This window comes from Kitasatospora sp. NPDC056800, assembly GCF_042789775.1.
Lineage (GTDB): Bacteria > Actinomycetota > Actinomycetes > Streptomycetales > Streptomycetaceae > Kitasatospora.
The window spans coordinates 1-23,289 of the sequence record NZ_JBHUAL010000083.1; the positions used below are offsets into that span (position 1 = coordinate 1).

At 74.9% G+C, this 23,289-nt stretch carries 12 protein-coding genes; 11 read left to right on the top strand and 1 reads right to left on the bottom strand.

Features of this window, described 5'->3' with window-relative positions:
- Positions 1 to 3,545, bottom strand: a 3,545-nt coding sequence (locus tag ACFRQN_RS19545; protein ID WP_380741344.1) for a hypothetical protein, incomplete at its 3' end; no start/stop codon positions are given.
- A 595-nt stretch (positions 3,546 to 4,140) separates the two neighbouring features.
- On the opposite strand from ACFRQN_RS19545, the gene ACFRQN_RS19550 reads away from it, so the two are divergent.
- The 11 genes from ACFRQN_RS19550 to ACFRQN_RS19600 all read left to right on the top strand — a co-directional run bounded on the left by ACFRQN_RS19550 (position 4,141) and on the right by ACFRQN_RS19600 (position 23,289).
- Entirely contained in the window at positions 4,141 to 5,406 is a 1,266-nt protein-coding gene (locus ACFRQN_RS19550; RefSeq protein ID WP_234348629.1) for a helix-turn-helix domain-containing protein, read from the top strand.
- A 155-nt stretch (positions 5,407 to 5,561) separates the two neighbouring features.
- Positions 5,562 to 6,014 carry a cobalamin B12-binding domain-containing protein gene (locus tag ACFRQN_RS19555; protein WP_049658201.1) on the top strand — a complete coding sequence of 151 codons (453 nt, stop codon included), beginning with the start codon at positions 5,562 to 5,564 and terminating at the stop codon, positions 6,012 to 6,014.
- Positions 6,015 to 6,055: 41 nt separating this feature from the next.
- Positions 6,056 to 7,402, top strand: coding sequence for a methylaspartate mutase (locus ACFRQN_RS19560; protein WP_380741346.1), 1,347 nt, complete (start codon positions 6,056 to 6,058; stop codon positions 7,400 to 7,402).
- A gap of 139 nt (positions 7,403 to 7,541) precedes the next feature.
- Entirely contained in the window at positions 7,542 to 8,534 is a 993-nt protein-coding gene (locus ACFRQN_RS19565; RefSeq protein ID WP_074006450.1) for an asparagine synthetase A, read from the top strand.
- Positions 8,531 to 9,793, top strand: a complete 1,263-nt coding sequence (locus ACFRQN_RS19570; protein ID WP_380741347.1) for a glutamate synthase-related protein — start codon at positions 8,531 to 8,533, stop codon at positions 9,791 to 9,793. Before ACFRQN_RS19565 ends, ACFRQN_RS19570 begins: the two co-directional genes overlap by 4 nt.
- 123 nt (positions 9,794 to 9,916) lie before the next feature.
- The gene (locus tag ACFRQN_RS19575; RefSeq protein ID WP_380741348.1) at positions 9,917 to 14,644 is read left to right on the top strand and encodes an amino acid adenylation domain-containing protein; all 4,728 of its coding nucleotides are present in this window, start codon (positions 9,917 to 9,919) and stop codon (positions 14,642 to 14,644) included.
- Between the two features lie 32 nt (positions 14,645 to 14,676).
- Positions 14,677 to 19,119: an amino acid adenylation domain-containing protein gene (locus tag ACFRQN_RS19580; protein ID WP_380741350.1), complete on the top strand. Its 4,443-nt coding sequence runs from the start codon at positions 14,677 to 14,679 to the stop codon at positions 19,117 to 19,119.
- 9 nt (positions 19,120 to 19,128) lie between these two features.
- Positions 19,129 to 20,880: a non-ribosomal peptide synthetase gene (locus tag ACFRQN_RS19585; RefSeq protein ID WP_380741352.1), complete on the top strand. Its 1,752-nt coding sequence runs from the start codon at positions 19,129 to 19,131 to the stop codon at positions 20,878 to 20,880.
- Entirely contained in the window at positions 20,877 to 21,656 is a 780-nt protein-coding gene (locus ACFRQN_RS19590; RefSeq protein ID WP_380741353.1) for a thioesterase II family protein, read from the top strand. Before ACFRQN_RS19585 ends, ACFRQN_RS19590 begins: the two co-directional genes overlap by 4 nt.
- A complete protein-coding gene (locus tag ACFRQN_RS19595) occupies positions 21,656 to 22,840 on the top strand; it encodes a cytochrome P450 (RefSeq protein ID WP_074006452.1) in 1,185 nt (394 codons plus the stop codon). Before ACFRQN_RS19590 ends, ACFRQN_RS19595 begins: the two co-directional genes overlap by 1 nt.
- 227 nt (positions 22,841 to 23,067) lie before the next feature.
- On the top strand, positions 23,068 to 23,289 hold the full coding sequence (locus tag ACFRQN_RS19600; RefSeq protein ID WP_049650867.1) for an MbtH family protein: 222 nt from the start codon (positions 23,068 to 23,070) through the stop codon (positions 23,287 to 23,289).

The window sequence follows — 23,289 nt, forward strand, 5'->3', positions numbered from 1 at the left end:
TGTGTGGAGGCGCCTGCCGCGAGGTCAAAGGTGCCGGCGGCTGTGACGCAGGCCGGTGTGATGGCGTCGGCGAGGGTGATGCCGGTGATGTTGACGGGCCCGTTGTTGGTGACGGTGATCCGCCAGTACGCGGTGCCATTCGGCGCGACGATGGTCGTCTTGGCCCACGGGCCGGCGCCTCCGGTGCCGCAGTCAGCGGCGTTGGCGGAGGTGCAGACCTCCTTGTTGATGGCCAGGGACGGGACGTCGACGCTCGCTTCGGAGGGTGGTGTGGTGATGGGTGTTCCGCCGGGTCCCGGGAATGAGGCGGTGACGGTGTTGGTGGTGGATTGGGTGACGCCCGGGAGGTTGCAGAAGACCTGTGTGGAGGCCCCTGCGGCGAGGTCGAACGTCCCCGCGGCTGTGACGCAGGCCGGTGTGATGGCGTCGGCGAGGGTGATGCCGGTGATGTTGACCGGCCCGTTGTTGGTCACCGTGATCCGCCAATAGGCGGTGCCGTTCGGCGCGACGGTGGTGGTCTTCGCCCACGGTCCCGCGCCACCGGCGCCACAGTCGGCCGGGTTGGCGGAGGTGCAGACCTCCTTGTTGATGGCCAGAGATGGAACGTCAACGCTCGCCTCGGACGGCGGCGTGGTGATCGGGGTGCCACCAGGCCCCGGGAACGAGGCCGTCACCGTGTTGGTGGTGGACTGGGTGACGCCCGGCAGGTTGCAGAACACCTGCTGGGACGCGCCTGCGGCGAGGTCGAACGTCCCGGCGGCCGTCACGCACGAGGGCGTCACGGTGTCGTTCAGCGTGATGCCGGTGACGTTGACCGTGCCGGTGTTGGTGACGGTGATCCGCCAGTAGGCCGTCCCGTTAGGCGCCACGGTGGTGGTCTTGGCCCACGGGCCCGGACCCCCGGCGCCGCAGTCGGCGGCGTTGGCCGAGGTGCAGACCTCCTTGTTGATGGCCAGCGACGGGACGACGGCACTCGCCTCCGACGGGCCCGTCCTGACCGGGGTGCCACCAGGGCCGGGGAAGGAGGCGGTCACCGTGTTCGTCGTCGACTGGGTGACGCCCGGCAGGTTGCAGAAGATCTGATGGGAGGCGCCCGCTGCGAGGTCGAACGTCCCGGCGGCTGTCACGCAGGACGGTGTGACGGTGTCGTCCAGGGTGATGCCGGTGATGTTGACCAGGCCGGTGTTGGTCGCGGTGATCCGCCAGTAGGCCGTCCCGCCGGGGGCGAGGGTGGTGGTCTTGGCCCATGGTCCGGGGCCACCGGGCCCGCAGTCGGCGGCGTTGGTGGAGGTGCAGACCTCCTTGAGGATCTCCAGCTTCGGCGCGCACTCGGCGCCGGGGGTGACCTGGAGGGTGACGGTGTTGGAGGTGACGGGCGGCTGGCCGTTGGTGACGGCGGAGGCCTGGTTGGAGACGGCGGTGACGGAGCAGTCGGTGGAGATGGTGGTCTCGAAGCAGATCTGCGGCGCGTCGCCGACGAAGGTCACCTGCATCTGCGGGTGGTTGCCGGGGGTGAAGGACGACCCGTTGACGAGGGTGAGGTTGGCGATCACCTGGATCGGTGAGTCGCTGGTCGGGACGGATGAGATGTCCGCCGTCTCGGTGGTGGGGTTGAACGGGAAGGTGCCGATGGTGGTGCCGTCGGAGGCCAGGACGGTCACCGAGGACTGGGTGAAGTCGACGGTGGTGGGGTCGAGGCCGAGGAGGCTGACCGTGCCGTACGACCTCACGTGCCCGGTGGCCCCGTCGCAGTAGTACGCGGAGGGGTTGAGGCTGCCCTGGGCCTTGGTCTTCAGGCAGGGGGAGGCGCCGGTGATCGGGTCGATGGAGAACAGGTAGCCGGTGTCGCCGAGGCTGTACTTGCACTGGCCGTCGTAGGCGAAGCCGTACGGTCTGGTGTCGCCGCCGTTGACGTTGGGCGGGCCGTTGACGACGCCGTTGGTGCCGTACTGGGCGCAGGGGGCCTGGGTGTTCCAGTCGTAGCAGAACTCGGAGCTGTTGGAGGTGGGGGAGATGCTGAGGTAGATCCAGAACGGGAACTCGGTTTCGAGGTGTCCGTTGGGGGCGGTGATGGTCAGCGGCACCTGGAAGTTGGATTCGCCGGGGGCGACGTTGGTGCTGAGGAGGGTCTGCAGGCCGGGGGGCGCGGCGACGGGGTTGCCGGCGAAGTCGAAGCAGACGACGGTGCCGACCGGCGGGGTGACGGCCAGTTCGACGCCGCCGACCGCCGTGCAGACGCCGGTGACGGTGCCGGCCGTGTCGTACATCTCGAAGACGTTGTCGGCGCGGGCGGCTTCGGTGCCGGTCGGGGTGACGACGGTCTTGGGGGTGGCCCAGCCGGTGCACGCGGCGTTCGTCGACGGGTCGAAGCAGGACATCACCGTGGGCAGCGGGGCCAGCTGGTTGTCGGTGACGTAGATCTTGCCGTTGATGACCCGCATGATGCCGGCGTAGTCGCCGCTGAAGGCGACCTGGCCCTCGTTGGGCGGCAGGCCGATGGTGAAGGTGCCGCAGGAGGAGTTGCCGACGGGGTCGTAGCAGAGGATCTCGCCGGTGCCGGAGACCGCGTAGATCAGCTGGTTGGGCGCCTGGACGACGCCTCCGATGACCAGGCCGGTGCCGGTCTGGAGCGGGGTGAGGCCGCAGCTGGTCTGGGCCTGGAGGTCGATGCAGCCGACGCCGATGAGTGCTTGCGTGACCCGGCTGATCGCGGCGTAGTACAGCCGGGAGCCGATCTGCACGTAGGTCGGGGTGCGGGTGCTGCCGATGTCGCCGGTGGTCGTGTCGGCGGCGGAGGAGTTCAGCGCCTGGGGCCAGGTGGCGGGGGCTCCGCTCGGGGTCGGGCAGGGGCCGTTGGTGAGCAGGTCGGTGCAGACCACGCTGGCCGTGTTGGAGAAGCCGTGGTGGTAGATGTTCCAGATCTCGGGGGTGGGGACGCCGTTGATCGTGGCGGTGTAGCGGATGGGGGTGAAGCCGTCGCCGCCGGTGGCGGTGTTGATCGGGGTGAACGGCGGCGGGATCTGGACCACTTGGCCGGTCGCCGGGGAGGAGAGCGTCGGGTTGGTGGCCTGGACGACGTTGGTGGCGGCGCCCTGGTCGGTGCCGGAGAAGGTCGTGCCGCCGTCGGTGGACCACTGCTTGGTGAAGCCGGGGGGCACCTGCAGTGAGCCGGGGACGTAGGACTGGGTCTGCGGTGTGCTGCCCGGGCCGCCCTGGATGGCGTCGGTGACGGTGGTGCTGACGGGCGCGCCGTCGGGGTTGGTCGCGGAGACGACCCAGCGGACGGTGTCGCCCTGGGCGGTCTGGGTGGTGCTGCCGGTGGTGGTGTCGGTGCCGGTCTTCGCCAGGGTCACGGGCTGCTGGCGGACGTCGTGGCGTCCGTTCCGCTGGTCGGCGGGGGCGGCCGTCGTGCCGGTGGCGGGGGTGCGGGGGTCACGGCTCGGCGCGTGTGCCACGGCGGGGGCGGCGAAGGAGCCGGAGGCCGTGGCGAACGCGAGGAGGAGGGTGAGCACGGCCCCGACGAGGCGGTCGCGGAGCGTGTCCATCCCGGGTCGGCCTCCGTGTCGGCGGCCGCGTCGACTTCGCTCGTGTCCGCTGGTGGCTGGACAGCGCCTCATGACGATTCCCTTCGGTCGAGCGGTCCGGTGTCACGCGGTGGGCTGCACAGCGGTGGGTTGGACGGCGGTGAGCTGGACGGCGCGGGGTGGATGGCGGTGGTGACGGGCACGGGGACGGTGGAGCGGATGCGGGGTGTTGTTGACCCAATACGGACAGTGACCGTACGGGCGTAGTATGCGTGCCGAAAATCCGATAAACGGCATTAACGTGCCCGAGTGGCACCACGGTTCACCCGGATGCGCCGGGGAGGCCGCCCAGGTGACGGGCGGGCTGTGAGGCCCGGGTGAAGGTCGTGGGTAGGGCCGGTGATCGGCCGTTGATCGGGCGTAGACGACGAGCCTGGAGCATCGGGACCCGGAGGGAACCGGTCCGGAGGCCACAGCCTGATCGCCGGGTCCCGTACGGCCGGACCACGGGCCGTACGGGCGCCCGTGGCTGACGCCGCCACCGGTCCCGACGTCAGGAGGAGTCCGGACCACGAAGGGCAGACGAGGCATGGACGGCGGGCTGTCGGTGCAAGCGGTGAGAACGGCGGCGGGTTTCGGCGAGCTGCTGCGGCTACGGCGCGAGCGGATCGGGCTGACCCAGCAGTGCCTGGCGGATCACGCGACCCTGAGCGTGCGGGCGATCCGGGACATGGAGAGCGGCCGGGTGCGACGGCCCCGCAACGAGACCGTCCGGCTGCTGGCGGACGCGCTGCGGCTGGAGGGCCGCAGCCGGACGGACTTCGAGGAGGCCGCCCGCCGGCAGCAGGCCGCGGACGAGCCGGGGGACGAGCCGGCCGCCCCGCCGGTGGCGCGCGGGGCGATCGTCGGCCGGGAGGCGGAGGCCGAGGTGCTGGCCGACGCCTTCGCCGTGCACGGGGACCGGCTGGTCTCGCTGGTCGGCCTCGGCGGGGTGGGCAAGACCCGGCTCGCCCTGGAGGTGGCCCGCCGGCTGCACCTGGCCGTCCGCTGGTCGGTGCGCTGGGTGGACTGCGGCGGCGGCCCGCACCCGTGGCGCGGGCGGCTGGACGACCTCGTCCGGGACATCGGCGAGCGGCCCGCCCTGCTGGTGCTGGACGGCGCCGACGGCGGGGTGGACGCCGGGCAGTTGGACGGGCTGTTCCGCCACTGCCCCGGGCTGCGGGTGCTGATCACCGCCCGGGAGGCCCGGCCGCTGCCCGGCGGCCAGGTCATCCCGCTCGCGCCGCTGCCCGTACCGGACCCCGAACTCGACGCCGAGCCCGAGGCGTTGGCGCAGGTCGGGGCCGTCCGGCTGCTGCTCTCGCACCTGTGCCGGCTGCGGCCCGGCTACACCCTGGAGCGCTCCGAGGCGCCCGCCGTCGCGGAGCTCTGCCGCCGACTGGACGGCCTGCCGGGAGCGTTGGAGCGGGCGGCGGGCTGGGCGCTGGTGCGGTCCACCGCCCAGCTGGTGGCCGGGCTGGCGGCCGTCCCGTTCACGCTGGCGGCGCCGCCGGTGGTGTTCGGCGCGCGCGGTGACCTGCGGGACGACCTGGAGCCGGCGATCCTCCGCCTGACGGACCGTCAGCGCGCCCTGCTGGAAGTGCTGGTGGACGAGCCCGGGGACTGGTCGGGGGAGGACGCGGTGGTCCGCAGCGGCTGGACGCTGCAGACCTGCCTGGCCACGGTGCACGAACTGCTGTCGCGGGGGCTGATCCGCAGCGTGCCCGCCCGGGACGGCGTGCGCTTCACCGTCCTCAACCTGTGCCGCCGGCTGGTCCGGGAGGAGCCCGGGCCGCGGCTCGCGCCGACCGGGGACGTCCCGCTGCTGGCGGCCGCGGGCTGACCGATTCTGCCGCCGGCCGACCCATTCTGCCGCTTAATGCCGCCGGAGCTGCCGCTTGCCGGGCCCGATCGTTCCTAGCGTTCTCCGTGGGGCCGGGCCGCCGCGCAGAACGCGACGGAACGCCATCGAGGATCACTACCGGTGAGGGCGGAGTCGTGGAGCACGGGAATGCCGAACAGAACGGTCCGGGCGGTCTGGACGTCGTCGTGACGACGACGGCCTCGGACTCGCACACCTGGAACCTGGTGTACCTCCAGTTCCTGCTGGAGGAGATGGGCCACCGGGTGACGAACCTGGGCGCGTGCGTCCCGGACGCGCTGCTGCTCTCCGAATGCCGCCGGGCCGAACCGGACCTGATCGTGATCAGCAGCGTCAACGGGCACGGCCACCAGGAGGGCCTGCGGGTGATCGAGGCCCTCCGCGCCTGCCCGGAGCTGCGGAGCACCCCGACCGTCATCGGCGGCAAGCTCGGCATCGCCGGGGCCGACGACCCGGACCGCGAACGCGCGCTGCTGGCGGCCGGGTTCGACGCGGTCTTCGAGGACGGCGCCGCGGTGGCCGGGTTCCGCGCCTTCGTCGGCGGACTGCGCTCCGGGGTGCTGCTGTGACGGCTCCCGTCGGGGCCGGTCCCGCCGGGTTCGGTCCCGCGGTGGCCGGACCTGAACGGGCGGGCCCCGCCGGGACGGGCTTCGGCGCGTTCGTGGCGCAGGCCGCCGAGGCCGGCGCGCTGGTGGTCCAGCCCCGGATGGGCATGGCGGAGGCGGCCCCGATGCGGGCGGGCCTGCTCGCCACCCGGGGCGCGGCCGCCGTCACCGTCGGCACCATCACCCTGGACAGCTACACCCGCACCGGCGACCTCGCGGCCGCCCGGCGCGCCCTGGCCGCCGGGGCGGGCCTCAACGGCTACCCGATCGCCACCCACCCCGTCGAGGTCACCCGGGCGGTGCTGCGCGGGGTGGCGGACGCGGGCTTCCCGGTGCAGGTCCGGCACGGCTCGGCCGCACCGGAGCGGATCGTCGAGGCGCTGCTGGCGGCCGGCCTGGACGCCACCGAGGGCGGACCGGTCTCCTACTGCCTGCCGTACGGCCGCACCCCGCTCCACGAGGCGGTGGCCCGCTGGCGTCGCGGCTGCGAACTGCTGGCCTCCGTCCGGGAGTTCGGCGCCGAGCCGCACCTGGAGACGTTCGGCGGCTGCCTGATGGGCCAGCTCTGCCCGCCCTCGCTGCTGATCGCCGTCAGCGTGCTGGAGGCGCTGTTCTTCCGCCGGCACGGGCTGCGCAGCATCTCGCTCAGCTACGCCCAGCAGGCCGACGCCCGCCAGGACGAGGAGGCGCTGGCCGCGCTCGGCCGGATCGCGGGGGAACTGCTCACCGACGTCGACTGGCACCTGGTGGTGTACGCGTACATGGGTGTGTACCCGCGCTCGCCCGGCGGTGCGCGGCTGCTGCTGGAGGACGCGGCGCGGCTCGCGGTGCGTGGCGGCGCGGCCCGGCTGATCGTCAAGACCACGGCCGAGGCGCACCGCATCCCGACCGTCGCCGAGAACGTCCGGGCGCTGGAGGCCGCCGCCGCGGCCGCCACGGCGGAGCGGGCCCGGCCCCCGGCGTCCGACCGCCGTCCCGCCGTGCCGCCGGACACCGGGATCGAGGCCGAGGCCAGGGCGCTGATCGGCGCGGTGCTCGACCTGGACGCCGACGTCGGGCGGGCCCTGGTACGGGCGTTCGCGGCCGGCTACCTGGACGTGCCGTACTGCCTGCACCCCGACAACGCCGGGCGGACACGCAGCTCGCTGGGCCCGGACGGGCGACTGTACTGGTCCTCGGTCGGCTCGATGCCGATCGCCGGGCTGGGCGAGCGCGGCCGCGCGCCGATCCCCGGCTCGGCCGGGCTGCTCGCCGCCCTCTCCCACGTCCAGCGGAGCTACGACGGCCGGGCCCGGTACGCCGCCGCCTCCGCGTCCGCGTCCGCCGCCCGGGGCCTGCCCGTCGCGCGCTGAGCCGCCGCCCCGCCGAGCCGCCCGCGCTCCAGCCGTCCCGCCCGGCCGGCGCTCCACCACCGACGACCGCCCGCGCCCCGACGACCGCCCGCGCCCCCGACGGCGGACCACGGCCCCCCGAGAGAAGAGGACTCCGACCATGCCCGACGCCACCCCCCTGCCCCCGACCGATCCGGGCCGGCACCTGACCGACCCGACCACCCGCAGCGCGCTGCGGATCCAGCAGCACCTGCTGTCCGCCGCCCGCGAGTTCCTGCGCGGCCGGGGCTTCACCGAGCTGCTGCCGCCGATCATCGGCCCGGTCACCGACCCCGGCGCGCGCGGCTCCAAGCAGGTGGACATCGACTTCTACGGCCACCGCTACAAGCTGATGACCAGCGCGATCCTGTACAAGCAGGCCTCGCTGCTCGCCTTCGACAAGATCTTCTGCATCGCCCCGAACGTCCGTCTGGAGCCGCTGGAGACCGCCGGGACGAGCCGGCACCTGGCCGAGTTCCACCAGCTGGACGTGGAGGCGGCCGGCGCGAGCCGGGACGACGCGGTCCGGCTGGCCGAGGAGCTGGTGGTGCACATCGTCGGCAGCACGGTGCGCGAGCTGCCCAAGGAGTTCGCCGAACTCGGCCGGGACCCGCAGGCGTTCGCCGACCTGCTGAAGGGCTCCTTCGGCCGCGTCCGGCACGCCGAGGCGGTCGCCGAACTGCGCGGGATCGGGCACCCGCAGAGCCTGGACGCCGAACTCGACTGGGAGGGCGAGGCGTTGCTGTCGGCCCGGCGCGACCGGCCGTTCTTCGTCACCGACTACCCGAAGGGCTCGCGCGGCTTCTACGACCGCGAGCACCCGCAGGACCCGGGCCTGCTGCGGAACTTCGACCTGCTCGCGCCCGAGGGCTACGGCGAGCTGTGCAGCGGCAGCCAGCGCACCAACGACTACGCGGAGATCGTCACCCGGATGCGGGAGACCGGCGAGAACCCGCAGAAGTACCGCTGGTACCTGGACCTGGTGCGCGAGGGCGTGCCGGCCAGCGCGGGCTTCGGTATCGGCGTCGAGCGGCTCACCCGGTACGTCGCCGGGCTGGACGCCGTCTGGCAGGCCAGCGCGTTCCCCAAGGTCGCCGGGGTGGTGTCGCCATGAGCGACCTGACCGCACCGGGGTTCCCGGAGGAGGAGGTCCGACGGCGGGCTCGGGCCGGGGCGGCCGCCGTGTTCCCGCCCGCCGAGGAGTACGGGCGGGTGCTGTTCGGCGCCGGCGCGGCCGAGGAGGCACAGTCGTCCGACGCCCTCGACGCCCTGCGGATCGTCCCGCCGCTGTTCCTGCCGCAGCGGCTCGCCAAGCTGATCGACCTGGGCCGCGAGCCCGACTACCGGGACGTCGAACTCGCCACCGCCATCGGCGGGTTCGCCTCCGCGCTGCCGGTGTACGTCTCCGCGACCGGCTCCACCCGGGCGGCCGGCGGCGACCTCGGACTGGCCCTCAGCCGGCAGGCCGGGGCGCTCGGGATCCCGATGGTGATCGGCGAGAACGTGGTGCCGGTCAACGGCTACGGCCGGCTCGGCGAGGCCGCCGACCGCACCCTGCTCGGCCGGCTGCGCGCCTACGGCGAGGAACTCCCGGACGGGCTCGGCGGCGTGGCCGTCCAGCAGAGCACCGAGGACGCCGACGCCGAGGTGTGGAACCTCGTCCACAGCGACCCGGCCGCCCTGCCGCTGCTCGAATCCGGGCGGCTGGCCTTCGAGTTGAAGGTCGGCCAGGGCGCCAAGCCGGGTCTGGGCGGGATGACCGTACTGGACGCGGAGGCCGCCGCCGCGCTCGGCGACCGCTTCGGGCTCGACCCGCTGTTCGGCGACGGGCGGGTGCTGCGCGCCGCCACCCCGGGCACCTTCACCGCGGAGATCCTGCGCCAGCAGATCCGGCTGATGCGCAACAACTACCCGCGGGTGCGGATCTGGGTGAAGCTCTACCCCGGCCGGGACGTGGCCGAGGCCGCCCGGGTGGCGCACGAGGCCGGGGCGGACGCCGTCGTGGTGGACGGCGCGGAGGGCGGCACCGGCTGGGCGCCGGGGGTGTTCCTGCCGCACGTCGGCCTGCCGCTCGCGGAGTGCCTGCGCCGGCTGGCGGTCGTGCCGCCGCCCTGCCTGCTGGTCTCCGGGCGGATCTGGGAGGGCGCCCGGGCGGTCAAGAGCCTGGCGCTGGGGGCCCGCGCGGTGGGCCTCGGGCGGGCGGCGCTGCTCGCCGTCGCGGAGGACCGGGAATCCGGGCTCCGCCGTTTCGCGGAATGCCTGGCGCTGGAACTCCGGCTGCTGATCAGCGCGCTCGGGAAGTACTCCCCGGAGGCCCTGGAAGAGGCGGACGTCTGGTCCCCCGGGAATTCCGGAATCCCCCTCGGCCGGTAGCCCTGGCCTGCTCGGGAAGCGGCAGAAGGAAACTGCCGACTTCCTTCCGCCCGTTCTGCCGATAGGGCCTTCGTAATCCCCCTATCGCCTTCTTCGCCGATTCCTCTCACGATCTGGGGCTGGATGATGTCCTCTCGCGGTTTTCCCGTCGAATTCACGGCGCCCGCATTCGCGCCGTTCGCCTCCGCCGTCGCGCGCTTCCCGGAGCGGCCGGCCGTCCGGGCCGGGGCCCGGACCGTCGGCTACCGGGAGCTGGACGGACTGAGCGCCGCCCTCGCCGCCCGGCTCGCCCCCGGGCGGACGGTCGCCGTGACCGGCCGCGACCGGCTGGACCACGTGGTCGCGCTGCTGGCGGCGCTGCGGGCGGGTGCCACCTACCTGCCGCTGGACCGGGAGGCGCCCGAGGAGCGCAACCGCTGGATCGTCGAGGACGCCGGGGCCGGGCTCGCCCTCGACGGCGAGGAGCTCACCGAGCTCGGCGACGGGACGGGTGTGGGCGCGGGCGCCGGCTACGTCATCTACACCTCCGGCACCACCGGCCGCCCCAAGGGCGTGCACGTCCCGCTCGCGGCCCTGACCGGCCACCTGGCCGGTGTGGTCGAGGCCCTCGGCCTGACCGAGCGGGACGTGGTGCTGCAGTTCGCCCGTCCGACCGTGGACGTGGCCGTGGAGCAGGTGCTCGGGGCGCTGTCCGCCGGGGCCTGCCTCGTCCTGCCGGAGCAGCGGCTGCTCGCCCCGGCCGCGCTGCTGGAACTGCTGGACGCCGAGGGCGTCACCGTCGCCAACCTGGCCGCGGGCTACTTCCAGGACGTGGTGGCGGCGCTGGGCGGCGGGGTGCCGCGCACCCTGCGGCTGATGGTCTCCGGCAGCGACAAGCTGGAGCCGGCCACCGCCGCCGCCTGGTGGGCGGCGACCGGGGTGCCGCTGCTGAACGCGTACGGTCCGACCGAGACGGTGGTCACCGCCACCGTCCACCGGCTCGACGGCGGGCAGGAGCAGCCGGGCGCCCGGGTGCCGATCGGCACCGCCGTCGGCGGGCGGCTGCTGCACGTGCTCGACGAGCGGCTGCGGCCGGTGCCGCCCGGCGAGGCCGGCGAACTGTACGTCGGCGGGCCGCTGTTGGCCTCCGGCTACCTCGGCCGCCCGGGCCTGACCGCCGGCCGCTTCGTCGCCGACCCGTTCGCGGACCCGGACGGCCCCGGGGGAGCCCGGATGTACCGCACCGGCGACCTGGTGCGCCGAGCCACCGGGGAGGGCCCGCTGGAGTTCCTCGGCCGCACCGACCACCAGGTGAAGATCCGCGGCTTCCGGGTCGAGCCCGGGGAGGTCGAGCAGGTGCTGGCCGGCCACCCCGGCGTCACCGGCTGCGTGGTGGTGGCGCACGAGGGCCGGCTGGCCGCGTACGTCACCGGCGCCGCGCCGGGGTACGCCGAGGCCCGGGCCTGGCTGGCCGAGCGGCTGCCCGAGCACATGGTCCCGGCGACGCTCACCGCGCTGGAGGCCTTCCCGCTGACGGCCGGCGGCAAGGTGGACCGCGCGGCGCTGCCCGAGCCGCGGACCGCGCCGGAGGGCAGGGCGGCCGGCCGCCCGCCGCGCACCCCCGCCGAGCAGCTGATCGCGGCGGTCTGGGCGGACGTGCTCGGGGTGCCGGAGGTCGGCGCCGACGACAACTTCTTCCACCTGGGCGGCGATTCGCTGACCGCCGTCCGGGTGGTGGGCCGGGTCTTCGACGTCTTCGGCATGGTGTCGCCGTACACCATCTTCGACGCGCCGACCCTGGCCGGGTTCGCCGCCGCGGTGACCTCCGCGACCGGCGGCGCGCGCCCGGCCCCGGTGCGCTCGGGCGCCGCCGAGGCCCCGCTGTCGAAGTTCCAGCGCGGCCTGTGGTTCCTCGACCAGTGGAACCCGGACGCGCCGACCTACGTGGTGCCCTGGGTGTTCCGCTTCTCCGGGCCGGTCGACCCCGGGCTGCTGCGGCGGGCGCTGGCGGGGGTGGTGGAGCGGCACGAGAGCCTGCGGACCACCTTCGAGCTCGCCGAGGACGGCCCGCGCCAGGTCGTCCACCCCTCCGTGGAGCTGCCGTTCACGCTCACCGAGACCACCGCCGACCGGGTGGACGAGCTGGTCGCCGAGGCCGCGCTGGAGCCCTTCGACCTGGCGCGGGGACCGCTGGTGCGGGCCCGGGTCTTCCGGGCCGACGGGGCGACCACGCTGCTGCTGCTCCTCCATCACATCGTCTGGGACGAGGGCTCGCTGCCCGTGCTGGAGGCCGAACTCCAGGAGCTGTACGCCGCGCTGGCCGAGGGCCGCCCGGCCGAGCTGCCGGAACTCGCCGTCCAGTACGGCGACTACGCCGCCTGGCAGTACCAGGACGACACCGCGGAGAAGCAACTCGACTACTGGCGCGAGCAGTTGCGCGACGCGCCGACCGCCGACGCGCTGGCGCCGGACCGCCCCCGCCCCGAGGAGCAGGCCTTCCGCGGCGCCTTCCACCGCTTCGCCATGCCCGATCCGGTGGCCGAGGCCGTCCGGGCGCTCGCCCGCAGCGAGGACGCCACCCCGTTCATGGTGCTGCTGGCCGGGCTGGCGCTCACCCTGCACCGCCGCTCCGGGCAGCGCGACCTGGTCCTCGGCTCGCCGGTGAACGCCCGCGGCCGGGCCGAACTCGACGGCCTGATCGGCTACTTCGTCAACCTGCTGCCGCTGCGGCTGAAGCTGGAGGAGGGCGCCTCCTTCCGCGAGCTGGTCCGGCACGTGCGCGAGGTGTCGATCGGCGGCTACCGGCACCAGGAGGTGCCCTTCGACGACATCGCGAACGCCGTGCTCGACGAGCGCCCCGAGGACCGCAACCCGCTCTGCCAGGTGCTGCTGGAGCTGCACCCGCTGGACCCCCGGCCGTTCACGGTCGGCGGGCACGCCGTCACCCGCTCCCTGCACTCCAACCCGGTCTCCCGCTTCGACCTGTCCGTCTCGGTGGACGACCTCGGCACCGGCTTCACCGGCCGCTTCGAGTACGACAGCGACCTCTTCGACCCGGCCACCATGGCCGGCCTGTGCGAGGAGTGGCTGGGCACCCTGGCCGCCGCCGTCGAGGTGCCGGTGCACGCCCTGTTCGAGGCGCGGGCCGCCCGGGAGCCGGGCGCCGTCGCCCTGGTGTCCGGCGAACGCGCCGTCGGGTACGGCGAGTTGAACGCCGCCGCGAACCGGCTCGCCCGCCACCTGGCGGGCCTGGGCATCGGCCGCGGCGACACCGTCGCCGTGCTGACCGAGCGCGGTCCGGAGCTGGTCACCGCCCTGCTGGCGGCCCTCAAGACCGGCGCCGCGTACACCCTGCTCGACCCGGACTTCCCGGCCGAGCGGCTGGCCGGCGCCGTCGCCGACACCGGCGCCGCCACGGTGGTCACCCACCGGCACGCCACCGTGCCGTTCGCCGTCCCCGGCCAGGTGGACCTGGACGCCTCGGCCGCCGACCTCGCCCGGTACCCGGCCCACGACCTCGGCCTGCCGGTCGACGGCGTCGACCTCGCCACCGTGATGTTCACCTCCGGCTCCACCGGCCGCCCCAAGGGCGTCGCCGTCCCGCACCGCGCGCTCACCACCACCTACCTCGGCCAGGACTACGCCCGCTTCGGCCCCGACGAGGTCTGGCTGCAGTGCTCGCCGGTCTCCTGGGACGCCTTCGCGCTGGAGCTGTACGGCGCGCTCTGCTTCGGCGGCACCTGCGTCCTCCAGCCCGGCCAACGCCCCGACCCGCAGACCGTCGCCGAGCTGACCCGCCGCCACGGCGTCACCCAACTCCAGCTCTCCGCCAGCCTGTTCAACTTCCTGCTGGAGGAGTTCCCGGAGACCTACGACGGCCTGAAGCTCGCCTTCACGGCCGGCGAGCGGGCCTCCACCACCCATGTCGCCAAGGCCCTGGAGGCCTACCCGGGGCTGGTCGTCGCCAACGGCTACGGCCCGGTGGAGAGCCTCGGCCTGACCACCTGCCACCGGGTCGGCCCCGCCGACGCCGCCGGCGGCTCCATCCCGATCGGCGTCGCGCTGCACGGCAAGGGCGTCCTCGTCCTGGACGAGCGGCTGCGCCCCGTCGCGCCCGGGGTGACCGGCGAGCTGTACGCCACCGGCGGCGGCCTCGCCCACGGCTACCTCGGCCGGCCCGGCCTGACCGCCGAACGCTTCGTCGCCTCCCCGTACGGCGCCCCCGGCGAGCGCCTCTACCGCACCGGCGACCTCGGCCACCGCACCGCCGAGGGCCTGCTGGAGGTCACCGGCCGGATCGACGACCAGGTCAAGATCCGGGGCTTCCGGGTCGAACCCGGCGAGATCGAGGACGCGCTCACCCGCCACCCGGCCGTCCGGGAGGCCGCCGTCGCCGTCCACGAGCCCGCCCCCGGCGACCGCCGGCTCGCCGCCTACGTCACCGTCGCCGCCGGCGCCCCCGGCCCGGACGCCCTGCTCGACCACCTGGCCGGCCTGCTGCCCGAGCACATGCTGCCCGCGACCCTGGACGTCCTGGACGCGCTGCCGCTCAACCACAACGGCAAGGTGGACCGCAGGGCGCTGCCCGCCCCCGCCGGGCGCCCGGCCGCCTCCGACGAGGACGCGACGGCCGACGAGGCCGCCGACCCGCTGACCGAGGCCGAACGCCTGGTCGCCGAGGCGGTGCGCGAGGTGCTCGACCTCGCCGAGGTCGGCCGCGAGGACAACTTCTTCCGGATCGGCGGCAACTCGCTGGCCGCCGTCCGGGTCGCGATGCGGCTGTCCCGGGAGACCGGCAGCCGCGTCCCCCCGCAACTGGTGTTCCGGGCCCGGACCGTGAGCGCCATCGCCGAACGGCTGGCCGCCCGGTGACCGGCCGCACCGCACACGAAGGGAACGAGGCCGTGAGCCCGTCCGACCACCCGGCGCGCACCGCGCCCGTCTCCGGGCTGCAACGCGGCCTCTGGTTCCTCGACCGCCTCGACCCGAAGGCCGTCACCTACTGCACCCCCTGGACCCTCGACGTCACCGGCCCGCTCGACCTCGCGCTGCTCCGACGGGCGCTGGACGCCGTCACCGCCCGGCACGAGACGCTGCGCACCACCTTCGCGCTGCACCCCGACGGCCCCCGCCAGCACGTGCACCACCGGCTCGCCGTGCCGCTCGCGGAGACCGACCTGCGGGACCACCCCGACCGGGCCGCGCGCCTGGAGGAGCTGCTCGCCGCCCGCTGCGCCGAGCCCTTCGACCTGGCGGCGGGCCCGCTGCTGCGCGCCGAGGCCTTCCGGCTCGAGGACGAGCGCACCACCGTGCTGTTCACCGTCCACCACATCGTCTGGGACGGCTGGTCCGCCGAGGTCTTCGAGCGCGAACTCGCCGAGCTGTACGACGCGGCGCTGCGCGGCCGGGAGCCCGAACTGCCGGAGCTGACCGTGCAGTACGCCGACCGCGCCGAGGAGGAGCTCGGCACCTCCTACGAGGAGCACCTGACCTACTGGAAGGAGCAGCTGGACGGCGCCCCCGCGCTGCTGGAGCTGCCCACCGACCGGCCCCGGCCCGCCGAGCGCGGCGCGGCCGGCCGCACCGAGGGGTTCGACCTCGCCCCGGGGACGGCGGCGCGGGTCCGCGCCCTGGCCGAGACCGAGGGCGTCACCCCGTTCACCGTCCAACTGGCCGCCTTCGCCCTGCTGCTGAACCGCTGGACCGGCGCCGACGACCTGGTGGTCGGCACCCCGGTCACCACCCGCGACCGGCCCGAACTGGAGCACCTGCTCGGCTACTTCGTCAACCTGCTGCCGCTGCGCCTGCGGCTCGCGCCCGCGCTGAGCTTCCGGGACATGCTGGAGCACGTCCAGGACGTCGCCTTCGAGGCGTACGGCTACCTCGACCTGCCCTTCGACCAGATCGTCGACCGGCTCGGCGCCGCCCGCAGCGCCCAGCACCCGCCGCTGGTCCAGGTGGTGTTCGGCGCCCACGGCGAGGACCGCACCCCGCTGGCGCTCGGCCCGGCGGCCACCGCCCGCAGCCGGGTGCGCTCCAACGGCACCAGCAAGTTCGACCTCACCTGGTCCGTCTTCGACGGGGGAGACGGCGGCGAGCTGCGCGGCGAGGCCGAGTACCGCGGCGAGCTGTTCGACGCGGAGACCGTCCACCGGCTGGCCGCCGAGTTCGACGCCCTGCTCACCGCGGCCCTGGACGACCCCGACGCCACCGTGCTGCGGCTGACCACCCGCCCCGCCGAGGGGGCTGCGGCCACCGACACCCCCGGTCACTGCCTGCACCACCTGTTCGAACGGGCCGCCGACGCCCACCCCGACCGGCCCGCCGTCAGCGACCCCGACCGCACCCTGGGCTACGCCGAACTCGACCGCCGGGCCAACCGCCTCGCGCACGCCCTGCGCGCCCGGGGTGTCGGCCCCGGCGACCGCGTCGGCATGCTGCTGGACCGCACCGCCGACGTCCTGGTCACCGTCCTCGGCGTGCTCAAGACCGGCGCCGCCTACGTGCCCGTCGACCTGGCCGCCCCCGCCGACCGCGCCGCGCTGGTCTTCGGCGACACCGGCGTCGCCCTGGTCGTCACCGACCGCCCGGACCTGGTGCCCGAAGGCCCCTGGCAGGCCTACGACCTGACCGCCGAGGCCGCCGACCTGGCCGCCCGCCCCGACACCCGCCCGCCGGCCGCCGGCCGCCCCGGCGACGTCGCCTACGTCATCTTCACCTCCGGCTCCACCGGCCGCCCCAAGGGCGTCGCCGTCGCCCACGAGCACGTCAGCCGGCTGATGGCGGACGGCGAGCGGCACTTCGGCTTCGGCTCCCAGGAGACCTGGACGCTCTTCCACAGCTACGCCTTCGACTGGACGGTCTGGGAGATGTGGGGCGCCCTGCTGCACGGCGCCCGCCTGGTCGTCGTCCCGTACGTGACCAGCCGCTCGCCGGAGGAGTTCGCCCAGCTGCTGGCGGAGGAGGAGGTCTCGTACCTCTGCCTGACCCCCTCGGCGCTGCGCCAGTTGGAGCCGGTGCTGCGGCGCAGCCCGCGCGCCCTGCCCGCACTGAAGTGGATCATGCTGGGCGGGGAGGCGCTGGACCCGGCCGTCGTCCAGCGCTGGTTCGAACTCGACCCGCCGCCCCCGGCCCGGCTGTGCAACCTGTACGGCATCACCGAGACCACCGTCCACGTCACCACCCACGACCTGGCCGGCAGCGCCGGCTTCGAGCGCAGCCTGATCGGCACGCCGATGCCGCACCTGAGCGCCCAGGTCCTGGACGACTGGCTGCGGCCGGTGCCGCCCGGCGCGGCCGGCGAGCTGTACATCGGCGGCGACAGCCTCGCCCACGGCTACTGGGGCCGCCCCGGCCTCACCGCCGGGCGCTTCGTCGCCGACCCGTACGGCCCGCCCGGGGCCCGGCTCTACCGCACCGGCGACGTCGCCCGGCGGCTGCCCGGCGGCGGGCTGGAGTACATCGGGCGCGCCGACTTCCAGGTCAAGCTGCGCGGCTTCCGGATCGAACTCGGCGAGATCGAGAACGCGCTCGCCGCCCACCCGGACGTGGACGCCTGCGTCGTCACCGTGCACGAGGACCGCCTCGCCGCGTACGTCACCGGACGCGAGCCCGCCGACGTCCGCGCCTTCCTCGGCCGCTCGCTGCCCCCGTACATGGTCCCGGCGAGCTTCACCGTGCTGGAGTCGCTGCCGCTGACCGTCAACGGCAAGGTGGACCGCGCCGCGCTGCCCGCCCCCGGCCAGCGGGCCACCGCCACCGGAGGCTGGCACGTCGAGCCGCGCACCCCGGAGGAGGAGGCCTTCGCCGCCGTCTGGACGGAGGTCCTCGGGGTGGACGGCATCGGCGTCCACGACGACTTCTTCCACCTCGGCGGCGACTCCATCCGGGCCGTCCAGCTGGCCGGCGCGCTGCACGAGCGCGGCTGGGGGCTGAGCCTGCGGGACGTCTTCAACGCCCCCACCGTCGCCGCCCTGCTGCCGCTCGCCGAGCCCGTCACCCAGGGCCCGGACGCCCACGAGCCCTTCGCCCTGGTCACCCCCGAGGACCGCGCCGACCTGCCGCCCGGCCTGGTCGACGCCTACCCGATGGTGTCCATGCAGCTCTCCATGGTCTTCCACATGGAGATCGCCGGCGGCACCGACAGCTACCACAACGTCAACTCCTACAAGATCTCCGGCGACCTCGACGAGCAGGCCTTCCGCCGCTCCGTCGCCGAGGCCATGGACCGCCACGCCGTGCTGCGCACCGGCCTGGACCTGTCCGGCTACGGCGAACCGCTGCAGCTCGTCCACGGCCGGCTGCCCGCCCCCGTCGAGTTCGCCGACCTGCGCGGCGCCGCCGAGGAGGACCAGGACGCCGCGATCCGCGAGGTGTTCGACACCCACCGGTGGACGCCCTTCGACCTCACCGCGCCGCCGCTGTTCCGGATCACCGTGCAGCGCCTCGCCGAGGACGCCTTCCAGCTCACCGTCTCCGAGCACCACGCGATCCTCGACGGCTGGAGCTTCACCTCGCTGCTCACCGAGATCCTGGAACGCCACACGGCCATCGCCGAGGACCCGCTCGGCGCGCCCGCCCCGCCGCCGCGCACCGCCTTCCGCGACTTCGTGGCCGTCGAACGGCAGGCCGCCGGGGACGAGCGCTCGCTCGCCTACTGGCGCGAGCGGCTGGACGGCGTCAGCGGCCAGTCCTTCCCCGGCAGCGAGTCCGTGCACGAGGCGCCGCGCACCGTCGAACGGGTGCTGCCGGAGGCGCCCGGACAGTTGCGCGACGTCGCCGACGCGCTCGGCGTGCCGGTCAAGTCGGTGGCGCTCGCCGCCCACCTGCACGCCCTCGCCGCCGTCACCGGGCGTCGGCGCGTCACCACCGGCCTGGCCGTCAACGGCCGGCTGGAACGGCTCGGCGGCACCGAGGTGTACGGGCTGTTCCTCAACACCGTCCCGCTGAGCTGCGAACCCACCGACGACCTGCTCGCCCTGGTCCGCGAGGTCCACCGGGAGGAGCTGGACATGATGCCGCACCGCCGGGTGCCCTTCGCCCGCCTCGCCCGGCTGATGACCGACACCGCGCTGGACAGCCAGTTCGGCTACCTGCGCTTCCACGCCCTCGGCCGGCTCAGCTCGGCCCGCATCGTGGACGGCCGGATCGGCACCGAGCCGACCCTGCGCCACGAACCCAACAGCTTCGCCTTCGGCGCCTCGGTCATCCAGGACCCGGTCACGCAGCGGGTGCTGCTCGCCGTGGACCACCAGCGCTCGCTGGTCGCCGACCACACCGCCGAGCAGTTCATCGACACCTACGCCGCCGCCCTGCACACCATGGCCGCCGCCGCCCGAGAGTCCTGAGGAGCCGTCATGACCGATCTGCTGGACCGCCTGCGCGACACCGTCACCGCCCACCCCGGGCGCACCGCCGTCCTGGCCGGCGCCGACCGCCTGGACTTCGCCGAACTCGACCGCCGCACCGCCGCCCTGGCCCGCGCCCTGCGCGAGCGCGGCGTCGGCCGCGGCGACCGGGTCGGCGTCCACCTCGCCCGCACCGCCGACCTGCCGGTCGCCCTGCTCGCCGTCTGGCGGGCCGGCGCCGCCTACGTCCCGCTCGACCCGGCCTACCCCGCCGAGCGGCTCGCCCTGATGGCCGCCGACGCCCACCTCGCGGCCCTGATCAGCGCCGACGGCCTCCCGGCGGCCGACGGGGTGCCGGTGCTGCGCCCGGACGCCGCCGCCGACGGGCCCGAACTGCCCGAGCACGCCCACCCGCTGGACCCGGCGTACGTCATCTACACCTCCGGCTCCACCGGCCGCCCCAAGGGCGTCGAGGTGCCGCGCGGCGCCGTCGCCGCCCTGGTCACGGCCCTGGAGGCGAGCGGCGCCTACCGCGTCGAGCCCGGCGTGGTCGGCTGGAACGCCAGCGTCTCCTTCGACGCCTCCGTCCAGCAGTGGGCCCGGATCTGCCGCGGCGACACCGTCCTGGTCATCGGCGAGGAGCACCGCGCCGACCCGGCCCGGGTGGCCGCCCTGCTGGCCGAGCACGCCGTCACCGACCTCGACCTGACCCCCTCGCACTGGGAGCTGCTGCGCGAGCCGCTCGCCGGAGCCCGGGTGCCGCGGCTGTTCATGGGCGGTGAGGCCGTCCCCGAGCGCACCTGGCGCGAGCTGGCCGACGGCGGCGTCGACGCGCTCAACCTGTACGGGCCCACCGAGTGCACCGTCGACGCCGTCACCGCGCCGATCAGCGGCCCCGGACCGCACCTGGGCGAGCCGCTGCCCGGGGTGCGCCTGCACCTGCTGGACGAGAAGCTCGCCCCCGTCCCCGACGGCGTCGTCGGCGAGCTGTACCTGGCCGGGCCCGGCCTCGCCCACGGCTACCTCGGCCGGCCCGCCCTGACCGCCGAACGTTTCGTCGCCGACCCGGTCGCCACCGGGGAACGCATGTACCGCACCGGGGACCAGGCCCGGCGCGGCGAGGGCGGCCGGCTGGAGTACGTCGGCCGGGTGGACCGCCAGGTCAAGCTGCGCGGCTACCGGGTCGAGCTCGGCGAGGTCGAGCACGCCCTGGCCCGGCTGGCGGGCGTCCGGGCCGCCGCCGTCACCGTCTACGAGCCCGCCCCCGGCGACCGCCGGCTGGCCGGCTACGTCACCGGCGCCGTCACCGCCGCCGAGCTGACCGAGCGGCTGCGGGCCACCGTGCCCGCCCACCTGGTGCCCTCGGTGATCACCGTGCTGGACGCCCTGCCGCTCACCCCGAACGGCAAGGTCGACCTGGCGGCGCTGCCCGCCCCCGCCTCCGCCGCCGCCTCCGCCTCCGCCGCGGAGTCGGGCGCCGGCGGACTGGCCGGGCAGGTCGCCGAGGTCTGGGGCACCGTGCTCGGCGTCACCGGCCTCCGGCCCACCGACGACTTCTTCTCGCTCGGCGGCCACTCCATCGCCGCACTGCGGGTCGTCCACCTGCTGCGCCGCCGCCTCGGCATCGAACTCCAGCTGCGCCACCTGCTCGACTCGGCCGACCTGGCCGCCTTCACCGCCACCGTCGAACGGGCCGTCGCGGCCGGCACCGCCGCCCCCCGGCCCGCCCTGACCGCCCGCGCCCGGGCGGCCGGCGCATGACCACCGCCCTGCGGGTGCGGCCCCGCGTCGAAGGGGACTGGCTGTTCGTCCCCGTGCCCCAACCGCGGAGCCCGTACCGGCTGTTCTGCTTCCCGCACGCCGGGGGCGACGCCACCGCCTACACCCCGCTGGCCCGCGCCCTCGCCCCGGTGGCCGAGGTCTGGGCGCTGCGCCCGCCGGCCCGCGGCGGTCGGCTCGGCCACCCGATGCCCGCGAGCTTCGACCTGCTGGTCGACGCCGTCCTGGAGGCCCTCGGCCCGCACCTGACCGGGCGGTTCGGCTTCTACGGGCAGAGCTTCGGCGCCCTGCTCGGCTACGAGGCCGCCCGGGCGCTGCCGGCCGGGCGGCGGCCCGAACTGGTCGTCGCCGCCTCCGCCTCGCCGCCCGCCGCCTGGGCCGGGGCGGACCGCCCCCAGTACACCGCCGACGAGCTGCTGCGCCTCGCCGGAATGGGACAACTCGTCGAAGGTGAAGCAGAGTTGAAGGAGCACGCGCTGCGCGGCATCCGCACCGACCTGGACGTGGTCGACACCTACCGGCCCCGTCCGCACCCGCCGATCGGCTCCGCCCTGCACACCGTCGTCGGCGCCGAGGACCCGCTCCTGGCCGTCGGCGGCCTCGAAGGCTGGGCCGCCCACACCAGTGGCGGCTCCGGCCACCACGTCGTCCCCGGCGGCCACCTGCTCGCGACCGTCGACGGGCCCGGCCCGGTCGACCTGCTGACCTCCCTCATCGCGCGGCCCCGTACCGCGCACCTGTCCCGGACGGAGCACTGATGCCCACCACCACCGCGGTCGACCTCACCGACCCCGACCTCTGGGCCCGGCCCGACACCCCCGCGCTGGTCGCGGAGCTGCGCCGGGAGTCCGCCGTCCACCGCACCGACACCGTCGACGACGGGCCGGTCTGGTCGGTGCTCTCCTACCGGCACTCCGCCGAGGTGCTGCGCAACGCCGCCGTCTACAGCTCCGAGCAGGGCTCGCTGCTCGGCGCCGGCGAGGGCAACGTCCCGGTCGGCTCCGGCCGGATGATGGCCCTCACCGACCCGCCCCGGCACCGCGAACTGCGCGCCCCCGCCAACCCGTTCTTCTCGCCCGGCGCCGTGCGCGGGGCCGCCCGGGGCATCGCCGGACTCGCCGCCTCGATCGTCGACCGGGCCGTCGAACTGGGCGAGGTGGACCTCGTCGACGCGGTCTCCGCGCTGCCGCTGTCCGTCATGTGCGACCTGCTGGACGTCCCCGAGGGCGACCGCGAGATGGTCGAGCGGGTCTGCGACGTCGCGTTCCTCGGCCGCACCCCCGAGGAGCGCCGGGCCGGCCACCAGCAGCTCATCCCGTACCTGCTGCACCAGGTGATGCTGCGGCGCAGCGACCCGCGCGACGACCTGATCAGCATGATGGCCACCTACCGGGTCGGCGGGAGGCTGCTGCCGATCGAGGACGTCGTCCTCAACCTGGACAACATCGTGGTCGGCGGCGTCCAGACCGTCCGCCACACCGCCGCGATGGGCCTGTACACCCTGGTCCGGCACCCCGAGCTGTGGCGGAGGCTCCAGCGCGGCGAGGTCGGCATGGACTCGGCGCTGGACGAACTCCTGCGCTGGACCTCGGTCGGGCTGCACACCCTGCGCACCGCGAGCCGGGACACCGAGCTCGACGGGCGCACCATCCGGCGCGGCGACCGGGTCGCGGTCTGGGTCTGGTCCGCCAACCGGGACCCGGAGGCCTTCGACCGGCCCGAGGAGATCCTGCTCGACCGCGCCCCCAACAAGCACCTCGCGCTCGGCCTCGGCGCCCACTACTGCGTCGGCGCGCCGCTGGCCAAGGCCGAACTCGGCGGCCTGTTCACGGCGCTGCTGGAGCGCGTCGCCGTGATCGAGCAGACCGGGCCGGTCGTCCACAACCGCTCGATCATCAACTTCGGCCTGGACCGCTTCCCGGTCCGCCTCACCCCGCGCTGAACCGCCGGGTGCCGAGCCGGGTGCCGAGCCGGCCGACGGGACGGCGGGCGGGGCGGCCGACGGGGTGGCAGGCGGGGCGATGGGACGGCGGGCGTGGTGGCAGGCGGCAGGGCCCAACTGCCGCGTTCCTGCCGCGACTCCTGCCCTTCCGCCCCGCGGCCCGCCCCTACCTTCGAAGCAACCCGAGCGAAGCAAGCCGAGCTTCGAAGCAACCCGAAGAGGACACCATGAGCAACCCGTTCGAGGACGACAGCGCCGGCTACCTGGTCCTGGCCAACGACGAGAACCAGCACTCGCTGTGGCCGGTCTGGATCGACGTGCCGGCCGGCTGGACCACCGTCCACGGCGAGGACACCCGCCAGGGCTGCCTCGACTACATCGAGGCCAACTGGACCGACATCAGGCCCGCCAGCCTGGTCGCCGCCCTCTCCGCCCCCGCCGACCGGTGA

Excerpts from the sequence above, each read along its gene's own strand:
- ACFRQN_RS19565 (WP_074006450.1), top strand. The coding sequence starts at position 7,542 with ATGCCCGACGCCACCCCCCTGCCCCCGACCGATCCGGGCCGGCACCTG.
- ACFRQN_RS19570 (WP_380741347.1), top strand. The coding sequence starts at position 8,531 with ATGAGCGACCTGACCGCACCGGGGTTCCCGGAGGAGGAGGTCCGACGG.
- ACFRQN_RS19575 (WP_380741348.1), top strand. The coding sequence starts at position 9,917 with ATGATGTCCTCTCGCGGTTTTCCCGTCGAATTCACGGCGCCCGCATTC.
- ACFRQN_RS19585 (WP_380741352.1), top strand. The coding sequence starts at position 19,129 with ATGACCGATCTGCTGGACCGCCTGCGCGACACCGTCACCGCCCACCCC.
- ACFRQN_RS19590 (WP_380741353.1), top strand. The coding sequence starts at position 20,877 with ATGACCACCGCCCTGCGGGTGCGGCCCCGCGTCGAAGGGGACTGGCTG.
- ACFRQN_RS19595 (WP_074006452.1), top strand. The coding sequence starts at position 21,656 with ATGCCCACCACCACCGCGGTCGACCTCACCGACCCCGACCTCTGGGCC.
- ACFRQN_RS19600 (WP_049650867.1), top strand. The coding sequence starts at position 23,068 with ATGAGCAACCCGTTCGAGGACGACAGCGCCGGCTACCTGGTCCTGGCC.